10 protein-coding genes are annotated in these 13,467 nt (G+C 66.8%); all 10 read right to left on the bottom strand.

The features are described 5' to 3' along the window. Positions 1-2: 2 nt before the first annotated feature. The 10 genes from RM50_RS16185 to RM50_RS16230 all read right to left on the bottom strand — a co-directional run bounded on the left by RM50_RS16185 (position 3) and on the right by RM50_RS16230 (position 13,395). Positions 3-1,019 (bottom strand): gluconeogenesis factor YvcK family protein, encoded by a 1,017-nt coding sequence (locus RM50_RS16185; RefSeq protein WP_043454786.1) that lies wholly within the window; start codon positions 1,017-1,019, stop codon positions 3-5. Next, complete coding sequence (rapZ, locus tag RM50_RS16190) at positions 1,019-1,942, bottom strand: RNase adapter RapZ (RefSeq protein ID WP_043454788.1); 924 nt, start codon at positions 1,940-1,942, stop codon at positions 1,019-1,021. The genes RM50_RS16185 and rapZ overlap by 1 nt, the downstream gene beginning before the upstream one ends. Positions 1,943-2,010: 68 nt before the next feature. Further along, entirely contained in the window at positions 2,011-4,038 is a 2,028-nt protein-coding gene (uvrC, locus tag RM50_RS16195; protein WP_043454790.1) for an excinuclease ABC subunit UvrC, read from the bottom strand. Positions 4,039-4,121: 83 nt separating this feature from the next. Next, positions 4,122-4,790 carry a lysophospholipid acyltransferase family protein gene (locus tag RM50_RS16200; protein WP_043454791.1) on the bottom strand — a complete coding sequence of 223 codons (669 nt, stop codon included), beginning with the start codon at positions 4,788-4,790 and terminating at the stop codon, positions 4,122-4,124. Beyond that, complete coding sequence (locus tag RM50_RS16205; RefSeq protein WP_043454793.1) at positions 4,777-5,493, bottom strand: HAD hydrolase-like protein; 717 nt, start codon at positions 5,491-5,493, stop codon at positions 4,777-4,779. The genes RM50_RS16200 and RM50_RS16205 overlap by 14 nt, the downstream gene beginning before the upstream one ends. A gap of 79 nt (positions 5,494-5,572) precedes the next feature. After that, positions 5,573-8,497, bottom strand: coding sequence for an excinuclease ABC subunit UvrA (gene uvrA / locus RM50_RS16210; protein ID WP_043454795.1), 2,925 nt, complete (start codon positions 8,495-8,497; stop codon positions 5,573-5,575). A 47-nt stretch (positions 8,498-8,544) separates the two neighbouring features. Next, positions 8,545-8,925, bottom strand: a complete 381-nt coding sequence (locus RM50_RS16215; RefSeq protein ID WP_043454797.1) for a GntR family transcriptional regulator — start codon at positions 8,923-8,925, stop codon at positions 8,545-8,547. Then, a complete protein-coding gene (locus RM50_RS16220; protein WP_043454799.1) occupies positions 8,922-10,733 on the bottom strand; it encodes an ABC transporter ATP-binding protein in 1,812 nt (603 codons plus the stop codon). Before RM50_RS16220 ends, RM50_RS16215 begins: the two co-directional genes overlap by 4 nt. Continuing rightward, positions 10,730-12,478, bottom strand: a complete 1,749-nt coding sequence (locus tag RM50_RS16225; RefSeq protein WP_043454801.1) for an ABC transporter ATP-binding protein — start codon at positions 12,476-12,478, stop codon at positions 10,730-10,732. Before RM50_RS16225 ends, RM50_RS16220 begins: the two co-directional genes overlap by 4 nt. A 137-nt stretch (positions 12,479-12,615) precedes the next feature. Beyond that, positions 12,616-13,395 carry a trans-aconitate 2-methyltransferase gene (locus tag RM50_RS16230; protein ID WP_043454803.1) on the bottom strand — a complete coding sequence of 260 codons (780 nt, stop codon included), beginning with the start codon at positions 13,393-13,395 and terminating at the stop codon, positions 12,616-12,618. Positions 13,396-13,467: the final 72 nt, after the last annotated feature.

A 13,467-nucleotide genomic window follows, 5' to 3' on the forward strand; every position in this document is an offset into this window, starting at 1 on the left:
TCCTAACTGTTCCCAAAAATGTCCTGGTACGCCGTGGCCAGCCGGAGCGGCTCGTGGACGGGGCGGCGTCCCGACGCCCCTACTTTACCCAAGACCACCTCGGCGCCGATCATGCCGGCCGCCTTCTCGAACTCCTGCCGGTCCGGTACGGACGCCGGGTCCGCGAGGACGACGTCGACGCTGAACTCGGGGGCGTACCGGCGCAGGACGCGCAGATGGTCCGCCGCCGTCATGCCGGAGGTCTCCTTCGTGTCTGTGGCGAGGTTCATGGTCAGGCACCGCTTGGCCGGCGTGCTGCACAGGGCCTGCCGCATTTCGGGCAGCAGCAGGTGCGGCAGGACAGACGTGTACCAGGAGCCCGGGCCCAGGACCACCCAGTCCGCAAGCTCGATGGCGGTCAGGGCATCCGTGCAGGCCGGTGCCGCTTTGGGCAGCAGCCGGACTTCCTCCAGTGAACCGGCCACGGCGCAGCGTGCCTGGCCCCGGATGGTCTGCAGCGCGGTTCCTCCGTCAGGGGCGCTCACCCGGACGTCGCCTTCGATGGTCAGCGGAACCGTGGACATGGGCAGGACCTGGCCGCGGGCACCTAGCAGGGCGCCGGCCCATTTGAGCCCGGCCACGGTGTCCCCGAGCAGTTCCCAGAGCGTGATGATCAGTAGGTTGCCCATGGCGTGCTCATCCAGCGAACCGCCAGGGCCTTTGCCGGGGCGGAACCGGTGCTGCATGACGTCACGCCAGGTCCGGCCCCAATCGGTGTCGTCACAGAGCGCGGAGAGCGCCATGCGCAGGTCTCCGGGCGGAAGGACGCCGTACTCCTCGCGCAGACGCCCGGACGAGCCGCCGTCGTCCGCCACCGTCACCACCGCGGTGAGTTCGGAGGTGAGCAGGCGCAAGGCAGAGAGCGAGGCCGCCAGGCCGTGGCCGCCGCCCAATGCCACCACATTGGGACCCTTGTCCTGCTGTCCCGGGCCTTTGCCGGCCGGCGGCACCAGGGGCAGGGCTCCGGTGAAAAGCGCCATTACTCGCGGCCCAGATCCCGGTGCGCGGTGGTCACCGTGACCCGCGGGTACTGCGCGAGTTTCTTGGAGAGTTCGACGGCGACCGCGACGGAGCGGTGCTTGCCGCCGGTGCAGCCCACCGCGATGGTGGCGTAGTGCTTGTTCTCCCTGCGGTACCCCTCCAGGACGGGTTCCAGCGCCAGGACGTAGCGGTCCACGAAGTTCTTGACGCCCTCCGCCTCCAGCACGTAGTCGCTGACATCCTTGTCCAGGCCGGTCAGCGGGCGCAGCTGGGGCACCCAGTGCGGGTTGGGGATGAACCGGACGTCCGCCACGTAGTTGGCATCGACGGGCAGGCCGTACTTGAAGCCGAAGCTCATCACGTTCAGGCGCAGTGCCACCGGGCCGGTTTCGCTGAACAGTTCAGTGATGGCGGTGGCCAGGCCGTGGACGTTGTAGTTGGAGGTGTCCAGGACGACGTCGGAGCTGTCGCGCAGTTCCTGCAGCAGCTCGCGTTCCGCGGCGATGCCGTCGAGGATGCGTCCGCCGCCCTGCAGGGGGTGCGGACGGCGTCCCTGCTCGAAGCGCCGGACCAGGACGTTGTCGCTGGCATCCAGGAACAGGACGCGGAAGGTGACGCCGCTCGCCGCCAGTGCGCCCAGCGCCGCACGGATGTCGGCGAAGAGGCCCTTGCTGCGGACGTCGATCACCACTGCCAGCCGGGGAATGGACTGCGGGGCATGCGATACCAGTTCCGCCAGCGTGCCCAGCATCTGGGGCGGGAGGTTCTCCACGACGTACCAGCCGTGGTCCTCCAACGCGTCGGCGGCAGTGCTCCGGCCGGCGCCGGACATTCCGGTGACCACCAGCAGCTCCGCTTCGAGCGGCTTGACGGGCTCCAGCCCGTCGTGCCCCGCTCCGGATTCCGCCGTCGTGTCTGCCATGAAGCCTGCCCCGTTTCCTTGTTGTCCGCAGGGCAACCGCAGTGGCGCCGCCCCGTCCTTTACCCTAGCTAAGATTCAATGATTTCGCCGGTGGACATGTTGATGGCGGGCACGGATGCAGATTCGGTCCCGTCCCCGGCGAAGTGGTTCACGATGGCGGTGGCCAGGGCCGGGCCGATGCCCTTGGCCTGCGCAAGCTCTTCGGCGCTGGCCGCCTTCACTCCCTTGACGGACCCGAAGTGTGCCAGCAGGGCCTTCCGCTTGGAGGCGCCCAGCCCGGGGACGGCATCCAGCGCCGATACGGTCATGGCCTTGCCGCGCTTCTGCCGATGGAACGTAATGGCGAAGCGGTGCGCCTCGTCCCGGATCCGCTGCAGCAGGTACAGCCCCTGCGAGGTGCGGGGCAGGATCACCGGGAAGTCGCTGTCCGGCAGCCACACTTCCTCCAGGCGCTTGGCGAGGCCCACCACGTAGACATCGTCGATGCCCAGGTCCTTCAGGGCCCGGGCCGCCGCGTTCACCTGTGGCTGCCCGCCGTCCACCACCACCAGGTTGGGCGGGTAGGCAAACTTCGCCTTGGGCGCAGGCGTGGTGCTGTCCAGCACCGTGCTGCCCGGGGCGGGGTCTGCGGCGTCTGGGCTGTCCGACAGGTCCGCGGGATCCGCGGCAAGGACCGATTCGTCCACCTGGGCCGATTTGTCCTTAAGGTAGTGGCGGAACCGGCGGGTCAGGACGTCGTGCATCGCCGCCGTGTCGTCGGCGGCCGCGGGACCGGTGATCGAGAACTTGCGGTAGTCCGACTTCTTGGGCAGGCCGTCCTCCACCACCACCATGGAGGCCACCACGTTGGTGCCCTGGACGTGGGACACATCGAAGCACTCGATCCGGAGCAGGGGCACCGGCAGGTCAAGGGCTTCCTGGAGTTCCTGCAGCGCCTGGGACCTGACCGTGATGTCTCCTGCCCGCCGCGTCTTATGCAGCTTCAGGGCGTGTTCGGCGTTTTCCCGCACGGTGGACATCAGGGCGGCTTTGTCCCCGCGGCGGGGCACGCGGATGTCCACCTTGGCACCGCGGATACCGCCCAGCCAGGTGGCGAGGTCGTCGGTGTTGCTGGGCTCCACCGGAACCAGGATTTCCCGGGGCAGCCGGCCGTGGGTGTCGCCGTCCTCGCCGTAGACCTGCAGCAGGAGGTGTTCCACCAGGTCGGGGGTGGTGAAGTCCTCCACCTTTTCCACCACCCAGCCGCGCTGGCCTCGGATCCTGCCGCCGCGGACGTGGAACACCTGGACGGCGGCTTCGAGTTCATCCTCGTGCAGGGCAAAGACGTCGGCGTCGGTGTCTTCGGCCAGCACGACGGCATTGCGTTCAAAGACCTTGCGGAGGGCCGTGATGTCGTCGCGCAGCCGCGCCGCGTGCTCGTAATCCAGTTTCGCCACGGCGTCGGCCATCTGCTTTTCGAGCTTGTTGATGAACCGCTTGGCCTCGCCGCCCATGAAGGCGCAGAAGTCCTCGGCCAGTGCCCGGTGGTCCTCGGGCCCGATGCGCCCCACGCAGGGCGCGGAGCATTTGTCGATGTAGCCCAGCAGGCACGGCCTGCCGCTGGCCTCGGCACGCTTGAAGACGCCCGCGCTGCAGCTCCGGACGGGGAAGACCCGCAGCAGGGTGTCCATCGTTTCCCGGATGGCGCCGGCCGTGTAGGGACCGAAGTAGCGGGTCCCTTTCCGCTTGTCCCCCCGCATGACCTGCACGCGCGGATACTTTTCGCTCATGGTGACAGCGAGGTAGGGATAGGTTTTGTCATCCCGGAACACCACGTTGAAGCGCGGTTTGAATTCCTTGATCCAGGTGTATTCCAGCTGCAGCGACTCCAGTTCGCTGCCCACCACGGTCCATTCGACGCTGCTGGCCGCGTGGACCATCGCGTAGGTCTTCGGCAGCAGCCCGGCCGGGTTGGCGAAGTACGAGTTCAGCCGGGACCGGAGGCTTTTCGCCTTGCCGACGTAGATGACCCGCCCGTGCGGATCACGGAAACGGTAGACGCCGGGGTTGGTGGGTATTTCACCGGTTTTGGGCCGGTAACTTGCTGGATTTGCCACCTATCAAGTCTACTGAGTCGCGCCGTACCTCATTGACAGCAGCGCCCCATTGGCTGCGGGCGGGCTGTCAACGGGGCCCGGGTCTATTCGACAGTCTTGCTCTGGTTGTAGCTTGCCGAACGTTGCTGGCCGCTGAGCCCGGCGATTGCGTCCATGATCCGGTCCGTGACTTCCCGGCGGGCGGGCAGGGAGTGGTCGGGTCCGGTCTTGTCGAAGTACAGCGGTTCACCCACCTTCATGGTGAAGTGCTGCGGCCTGACCCCTTTTTCCCCGGCGCGCTGGAGCTTCTCGGTGCCGATCAGGCCCACCGGGATTACGGGTGCGCCGGTGGTAAGGGCCAGCCAGCCGACACCTGTGCGTCCCCGGTAGAGGATGCCGTCCCGTGACCGGGTGCCTTCGGGGTAGATGCCGATACCGCGGCCTGATTCGAGGATGTCCAGCAGGGTTTTGAGCGCCTGGACGCTTGCGGCCTGTTCACCGCGCTCCACCGGAATGGAACCCACCGATTCGAAGAAGGCCTTCATGACCTTGCCCTTGACGCCGCCGGTGGTGAAGTACTCGGCTTTGGCGAAGAAGGCGACCGGGCGGGGCATGAGTGCCTGGACGATCACGCTGTCGAAGAAGGAAAGGTGGTTGGGGGCCACGATAAAGGGCCCGTCGGAGGGGACGTTTTCGAGTCCGACGACGGTGGGCCGGCAGGTGCCGGCGATCAGGTTGCGCGTGGTCCAGCGGACGGCATCAAACATTTCCATCGTTGCTCACCCCGCTCATGGCCGCTGCGTGGATGGCCTGCAGCCGTCCGATAACGGCCACCAGTTCCTCGCCGGTCGTGACGACCGCGACGGAGCCGGCTTCCTCCAGTTCCCCCTCCGGAGCGAAGCCCCAGCTCACCCCGATGCAATCCAGTCCGTTCGCGATGGCGCCGGCGACGTCCTGGGCGCGGTCCCCCACCATGATGGCGTGCTGGGTGTCCAGGTCCCGGAGGGCGGCGGCGATGATCTGGGTCTTGCCCAGCGGCACGCCCTCAACTGCCGTTTCATCGTCGGCGGAACCGTGGATGCCCTGGAAGAACCCGTCGATGCCGTGGTGTGCCAACACTTTATGCGCCAGGCGCTGGGGTTTTTGGGTGGCCACGGCCACAGGGTGGCCCGCAGCCGCGAAGGATTCGAGGATGTCCCGGATGCCCGGGTAGAGCCGGCTCTGGCCGATTCCGGTGGCGACGTAGTACTCGCGGTACCGGCGGACCACTTCTCCGAGTTGGTCCGCCGGTACCTTTGCCACGTTGAGCAGTGAGTCGCTGAGCTTGGGGCCGATCATCGCATCGAGCAGTTCCTGGCCGGGAACCGGGAGCCCCAGCTCCCGGAGGGCCGATGCAATTCCCTCAGTTATTCCACCGGCCGGATCGACAAGAGTGCCGTCCAGGTCAAAGATCACGGGCACAGTTGTTGAAGTCACCGGGTTAGTTTCTCACGACAGCAGGAGTGCCTGAAACTCACATTCCCCTGCGGGAATATTCGGGCAGATTTTCCGTCCGTCAGCCCAGGATCTCCGCAAGGAACTTCCCGGTGTGGCTCGTGGTGGACTTGGCCACCTGCTCCGGGGTACCCGCGGCCACGATCTGGCCTCCACCCGAACCGCCGTCCGGGCCCAGGTCCACCAGCCAGTCGGCGCTCTTGATCACATCGAGGTTGTGCTCGATGGTGATCACCGTGTTGCCCTTGTCCACCAGCCCCTGAAGGACCATCAGCAGCTTGCGGATGTCTTCGAAGTGCAGGCCCGTGGTGGGTTCGTCCAGGACGTAGATGCTGCGCCCGTTGGACCGTTTCTGCAGTTCCGCGGCCAGCTTGACGCGCTGCGCTTCACCGCCGGAAAGGGTGGTGGCGGGCTGGCCCAGGCGCACGTAGCCCAGGCCGACGTCCACCAGGGTGTTGAGATGGCGGGCGATGGGTGAGAAGGCCGCGAAGAACTCCGCACCCTCCTCGATGGGCATGTTGAGCACGTCCGCGATGGTCTTGCCCTTGTAGTGCACCTCGAGGGTTTCCCGGTTGTACCGGGCGCCGTGGCACACTTCGCAGGGGACGTAGACGTCCGGCAGGAAGTTCATCTCAATCTTCAGCGTGCCGTCGCCGGAGCACGCCTCGCAGCGGCCGCCCTTGACGTTGAACGAGAACCGGCCGGGCAGGTAGCCGCGCACCTTGGCCTCGGTGGTCTCCGCGAAGAGTTTGCGGATGTTGTCGAAGACCCCGGTGTAGGTGGCGGGGTTGGACCGCGGGGTACGGCCGATGGGGCTCTGGTCCACGTGGACCACCTTGTCCAGGTGCTCCAGTCCCTGGACGGTCTTGTGCCGGCCGGCCACCTGTTTGGCGCCGTTGAGCTTGTTGGCCAGCACCTTGTAGAGGATCTCGTTGACGAGCGTGGACTTGCCCGAGCCGCTGACGCCGGTCACGGCTGTGAACAGCCCAAGGGGGAATGCGGCGTCGACGTTCACGAGGTTGTTCTCGCGGGCACCGACAACTTTGATTTCGCGCTTCTTGTCGTATTTGCGGCGCTTTTTGGGCACCTCAATAGCCTTGCGGCCAGACAGGTAGTCGCCGGTCAGGGAGTCCTTGTTGTCCAGCAGCTCCTTGTAGGTGCCGGAGTGGACCACCTGGCCGCCGTGTTCGCCGGCACCGGGTCCGATGTCAACGATCCAGTCGGCGACGTGGATGGTGTCCTCATCGTGCTCGACGACGATGAGGGTGTTGCCCATGTCGCGGAGCCGGGTGAGTGTTTCAATGAGCCTGCGGTTGTCCCGCTGGTGCAGGCCGATGGACGGTTCGTCGAGGACGTAGAGGACCCCCACCAGGCCGGAACCAATCTGGGTGGCAAGCCGGATGCGCTGTGCTTCGCCGCCGGAAAGGGTGGCGGATGGACGCTCAAGGTTGAGGTACTCCAGGCCAACGTCCAGGAGGAACGTGAGGCGGGCCTGGATCTCCTTGAGGACCTGGTGCGCGATCTGTGCCTCGCGGCCGGTGAGGACCAGGTTGTTCAGGAAGTCCGCGCACTCCCGCATGGGCAGGGCGGCCACTTCGGCAATGGACTTGCCGTTGATCAGCACAGACAAGGATGCAGGGTTAAGGCGGGCGCCGTTGCAGGCGGGGCAGGGAACCTGCCGCATGTACTCCTCATAGCGGTCGCGGGCCCAGTCGGAGTCTGTCTCACCGTGCTTGCGGTGCACGTACTGGATGGCGCCCTCGAAGCCGGTGCTGTATTTACGTTCCCGGCCAAAGCGGTTCCGGTACTGCACCACTACTTTGTGGTCCTTGCCGTGCAGGATGGTCTGGCGCACGTCCTTGCCCAGCTTCTCCCACGGGGTGGTCATGGAGAAGCCGACTTCCTTGGCCAGGCCTTCCAGGAGCCGGTTCCAGTATTCGGTGGTGGCGGTGCCCAACGACCAGGGGGCGATGGCGCCCTCGGACAGGGACAGCTCCGGGTTGGGAACGATCAGTTCCTCATCCACCTCGAGCCGGGTGCCGATGCCGCTGCAGGCGGCGCAGGCACCAAAGGGATTGTTGAAGGAGAAGGAACGGGGCTCGATCTCGTCGATGGCGAGCGGGTGCTCGTTGGGGCAGGCAAGGTTTTCGGAGAACGCCCGGATCCGGCCCGGCGCGTCAGCCTCAAGGTCGACGAACTCCGCCAGGACGCGGCCCTCGGCCAATCCCAGCGCGGTCTCGATGGAGTCGGTCAGGCGCTGGCTGATCCCTTCCTTCACCACCAGGCGGTCCACCACCACTTCGATGGTGTGCTTGAACTGCTTGCCGAGCTTGGGCGGATCACTCAGCTGGACCAGGTTGCCGTCCACCCGTGCCCGCGAGTAGCCCTTGGCGGTGAGCTCCTTGAAGAGGTCCACGAACTCGCCCTTGCGCCCGCGCACCACGGGGGCCAGGACCTGGAAGCGGGTGCCCTCGTCGAGTTCCAGGAGCTGGTCCACAATTTGCTGTGGCGTCTGCTTGGACACCGGCTCCCCGCATACGGGGCAGTGCGGCCTGCCGACGCGCGCCCACAGGAGGCGCATGTAGTCGTAGATTTCGGTGATGGTGCCCACCGTGGACCGCGGGTTCTTGCTGGTGGATTTCTGGTCGATCGACACCGCGGGCGAGAGACCTTCGATGAAGTCGACGTCAGGCTTGTCCACCTGGCCCAGGAACTGGCGCGCATAGGCGGACAGTGATTCCACGTAGCGCCGCTGGCCTTCGGCGAAGATGGTGTCGAACGCAAGCGAGGATTTGCCGGACCCGGACAGCCCGGTGAAGACGATCATGGCGTCGCGCGGCAGGTCAAGGTCCACGTTGCGCAGGTTGTGCTCCCGCGCCCCCTTGACCACGAGGCGGGAGAGGTCCGGGCGTGCCGGAGCGGCAGCGGCGGGGACGGTGGCGGCGATGGAGGCGGCAGGGGTTTCTTCAGCTAAGGCTTTAGGCACCCCATTATGCTAATCGAAAACTTTTTCGAACACTGACGGTTCCGCCGTCAGGGAACATCGTAGGCGGCGGCGAGGATCTTCACCGCTTCGGCGAAGCTGGCACCTTGGGATTTTGCGACGGCGGCATACGCGGCGGCGGCGGCAGACAGCCCGCCCAGCCGCTCGTCACGGGCAGAGACGACCGTGCCGTTCCGCCCGCGGGTGGCGACGACGCCTGCCGCTTCCAGCTCCTTGTAGGCCCGGGCCACCGTGTGTGGGGCGACGTCCAGCGTTTCCGCCAGTGCCCGCACCGCTGGGAGCCTGGTGCCCGGTGGCAGTGCGCCGTTGTCGGCCAGGTGGATGATTTGCAGCCGCAGCTGTTCGAACAGCGCCACGCTGCTGGCGGCGTTGGGCCGCCAGGAGCCGGGAAAGTCACCGGTGCCGTTCACAGGCCGCCCTCCAGGACGCCGGCCCTGCCGTCCCGTTCGGCGAACTGTGCGTTGTACAGCCTGGCATAGTAGCTGTTGGCAGCAAGCAGGTTGGCGTGCGTGCCCTGCTCAACGATGCGTCCGTGGTCCATGACCAGAATTAGATCAGCGTTGCGGATGGTGGACAAACGGTGGGCGATCACGAAACTCGTCCGCCCGTGGCGGAGGCGCTGCATTGCCTGGCGGATGAGCAGTTCTGTCCTGGAGTCCACCGAGCTGGTGGCCTCGTCCAGGACCAGCACGGCACGTCCGGCCAGTTGCGCCCTGGCGATGGTGATGAGCTGCCGCTGCCCCTGGCTCAGTGGTTCGCCGCCGTTCTCCAGCACGGTGCCGTAGCCGTGCGGCAGGGACCTGATGAAGCGGTCCGCGTAGGTTGCCTCGGCGGCGGCAACAATGGCCGTATCCGGGGCGCCCGGCCGTCCGTAGGCGATGTTGTCCCGGATGGTTCCGGCAAAGAGCCAGGAATCCTGGGGCACCACGCCGAACCGGGACCGGAGCCGGTCGCGGGGGATGTTGGCGATGTCCGTGCCGCCGATGCTGATCCGCCCCGATGAGGGTTCCAGGAACCGCATCAAGAGATTGATGACGGTGCTCTTTCCCGCACCGGTGTGTCCCACGATGGCCACGGCCTGGCCGGGTGCCACCGTGAAGCTGAGGTTCCTGACGGCGGGGACGGCTCCGGGGTAGCCGAAGGTGACGTCGTGGAAGGCGATGCTGCCGGCCGGGGGTGCATCGGCCGCCCCGCCGGGCGGCTCCTCCGGGTCTTCACCGGCATCCAGGAGCACGAAGACCCGGGCCGCGGACGCCGCGCAGGACTGCATGACGTTCAGCAGCCCGCCGATCTGCCCCACCGGCTGGGTGAACAGGCGGCTGAACTGGATGAAGGCCTGGACGCCGCCAATCGTCATGGTGCCGGCGATGACCTGCAGCGCCCCGACGACGGCAACGGCGATGTAATTGAGGTTGGACACCAGCACCATCAGCGGCTGGACCACCCCGGCTGAATACTGGGCTTTGGCGGCCGCCCGCGCCAGCCGGCCGTTGCTGCGGCGGAAGACCTCGGCAGCCTGTGCCTGCTGTCCGAAGGCCTTGATGACCTCATGCCCGCTGATGAACTCCTCGACGTACGCGTTCAGTTCGCCGGTCTCCTTCCATTGCCGGCCAAAATGCTCCTGGGACCGCCGGGCCACCACCACGGTGATCCAGGTGGAGAGGGGAACGGTGGCGACGGCGATGGCAGCGAGCAGCGGGGAGATCCACAGCATCATGGCCAGTGAGCCGCACAGCATCAGCACCGACACGATCAGCTGGGTCAGGACCTGGTTGAGGGCCTGGGCAATGTTGTCGATGTCGTTGGTGGCACGGCTCAGGACGTCGCCGCGGGACCGTTCACGGAAATAGGTCGAGGGCAGGCGGTGCAGCTTGTCCTCCACCGAGGCGCGCAGCCCGTACATGACTCCCTGGACGGCATGGGCCGTCAACGCCCCCTGCGCCCAGTTGAACAGGGAGGCGAAGACGTACATCACCGACACCGCCGCCAGCAGGATGCCAAGCCGCTGGTCCAGGCTGCCCTGGAAGATGGCTTCCACCACAACGTCGGTGGCGTCGCCGAGATACTTCGGGGCGGCGACATTGAGGGCCGCGAAGGCGCAGGTGGCGGCCACCGCTCCCAGCATTTGCAGGCGGAAGGGACGCAGGAGGCCGAGGAGCCTCCGGGCGGTGGGCCAGAACCTGTGCTCCGTTTCCCCGGTTTCCTCCCCCGCCCTCACGGGGCGCCATCCAGGGCCAGCTGTGACTCGGCAATCTCCCGGTAGGTGGCGGATGTTTCCAGCAGGTCCTGGTGGGTTCCCTGCGCAACCAGCCGGCCGCCGTCGAGCACCAGGATGAGGTCGGCATCCTCCACCGTGGCAATGCGTTCGGCCACTACCACCACCGTGGCTGCGGCCAGAACCTGGTCCAGGGCTTGCCGGAGCCTGGTGTCGGTGTCGTAGTCGAGGGAGGAGAAGCTGTCGTCGAAGAGGCAGAGGGGCGCCCTGCGCAGCAGTGCCCTGGCAATGCACAGACGCTGCCGCTGGCCACCTGACAGGCTGGCACCGCCCTGGCCCACCGGCGTGGCCAGCCCCAGGGGAAGGTCACGCATGAACCGCATGGTCTGCGCTGTTTCCAGCGCATCCCACAGTTCGTCGTCCGTGGCCTGCGGGTCCGCCATCCGCAAATTGCCGGCGATGGTCCCGGTGAACAGGTGCGAGTGCTGGGGCACGACGGCCATGGCGGCGCGGAGTTGGTCCAGGGGCAGGTCCCTGATGTCGTGGCCACCCAGGGTGATCCGCCCTGCGGTGGGGTCGAGGAACCGCGGAATGAGGTTAAGCAGGGTCGTTTTGCCGCTGCCGGTGGCGCCGACGATTGCCGTGGTAGTGCCGGGAGCCGCGGTGAAACTGACGTCCGCAAGAACGGGCGCTTCTGCTCCTGGATACGAGAAGGCGACGTCGTGGAACACCAGCGGCACCGGCCTGCCTGCCGCATCCGGCATTGGCTGCTGTTGTGCCCGGGAAGCGGTGGTGACGGACGGATCTGTGTCCAGGACGGCCTGGATGCGTTCCGCGCAGACCGCGGCCCGCGGCGCCGTCATGAGCACGTACATGGCCATCATGATCGCCAGCAGGATCTGCATGATATAGGCGATGAAGGCCGTGAGCGCGCCGAGGTTCATCTGTCCCGCCTGGATGCGGTGGCCGCCGAACCACACCACGGCCACGGAACTCAGGTTCACCACCACCATGATCATCGGGAGCATCCCGGCCACCAGGAGGGCGGACTGGAGGTTGTTGGCGGTGAGGCCTGCGTTGGTGGTGGCAAACCGCCGTGCTTCGTGCCTCTGGCGGACGAAGGCGCGGATGACGTCCACGCCTATGATCTGCTCACGCAGGATTCCGCCCGACCGGTCCAGCAGGTCCTGGCCCTCGCGGTACAGCGGAATCAGTCGGCGGACGACCAGGTACATGATCAGCAGGAGCAGGGGCACGACGGCGATCACCACCACGGACAGCGCCACATCCTGCTGCAGGGCCAGCACGATGCCGCCGACGCCCATGGCCGGCCCCGCGAAGAGCATGGTGAAGACCAGCACGGCGAACGCCTGAATCTGCTGGACGTCGTTCGTGGCGCGGGTGGTCAGGCTTTGGGTGCCAAAGAGGGCCACGTCCTGCGAGGACAATGACTGGATCCGGGCGAAGACTTCGGCCCGCAGGCGGTGCCCGATCCGCATGGCGACGACGGCGCCCAGGTAGCCCGCCGCGATGGCAGCAGCCGCCTGCACCACGGCCACGACAGCCATCAGGGCACCGAGCCGGGAGATCACCTCAGGCTTCCCCGCGACGATGCCATCGTCGATGATGGCGGCGTTCAGGGTGGGCAGCAGCAGGTTGGCGCCGGCCTGGACCAGCTGGAGGACAAGGATTACCCCGACGCCCGTGTACTGTCCTTTGAGCTGCCGCTTCATGAGTCCGACCAGCAAGATACCCCCTGTAATGCCTACGGCCGAAGAGGGGGCCAGCGGCTTGACCCCTCAATCAGTGGCCATTGTAAGCCAGATCACTTTTCTTTGCTGTCAAGGCGTGTGACTGGCAGGGAAACCTGCCGGCCACCGGGTTGTCAGTCCAGTTTGCGGCCTACGGCGAAGATCCTGCGGAAGGGAAAAATGGTCCCGTGGGGACCGGGCGGATAGGCCTCCCGCAAGGCGGCGGCGTATTCGGTTTCGAACTGCCTGGCGTCTTCCCCGTCAAGTGCTGCCATGACCGGCCGCAATGCCGTGCCGCGGACCCATTCCAGGACGGGGTCGGGTCCCGCCAGGACCTGCTGGTAGCTGGTCTCCCACGCGTCGGCGGCGCACCCGGCGTCCAGCAGGATGCCCAGGTAGTCCGCCGGTTCGCCCACCGATTCTCCACCCCGCAGCACGCCGCCCAGCTTTTCCGACCAGCGCTCCGAGGCGGCGAGGCCCCGCATCAGCGCATGGGAGGGGGCGTTGAAGTTTCCCGGTACCTGCATGGCAAACCAGGCTCCGGGCCGCAGGGCCGCCAGCCACTTTGCCATCAGCTCCTGGTGGCCTGGAACCCACTGCAGGGCGGCGTTGCTGACCACAACGTCCGTCCCGGAATCGGGCATCCATCCGGCGATGTCAGCCTGCATGAACTGCAGGCCGGGCAGGCCGGCTGCCAGGGGCGCGGCCTTCGCAAGCATTTCCGCGGATGAATCGATGCCCTGGACGGCTGCCCGCGGCCACCGTTCCGCCAGCGTTGCCGTGAGGTTCCCCGGCCCGCAGCCGAGGTCCACCACGCGCCCAGGCGCGGAGGCGTGGATCCGGGCCGTGAGGTCAAAGAAGGGCCGGTCCCGGTAGTCACCGAACTGGACGTACTTAGCGGGATCCCATTTCATGTTTCTTCTCCAGGTTCTGACGCACTCCGGGCCAAGCCGTAGCCTAACCCGCCGGGACGCTGAACCCGCCGG

The organism is Pseudarthrobacter phenanthrenivorans, assembly GCF_000813845.1.
Taxonomy (GTDB): domain Bacteria; phylum Actinomycetota; class Actinomycetes; order Actinomycetales; family Micrococcaceae; genus Arthrobacter; species Arthrobacter phenanthrenivorans_B.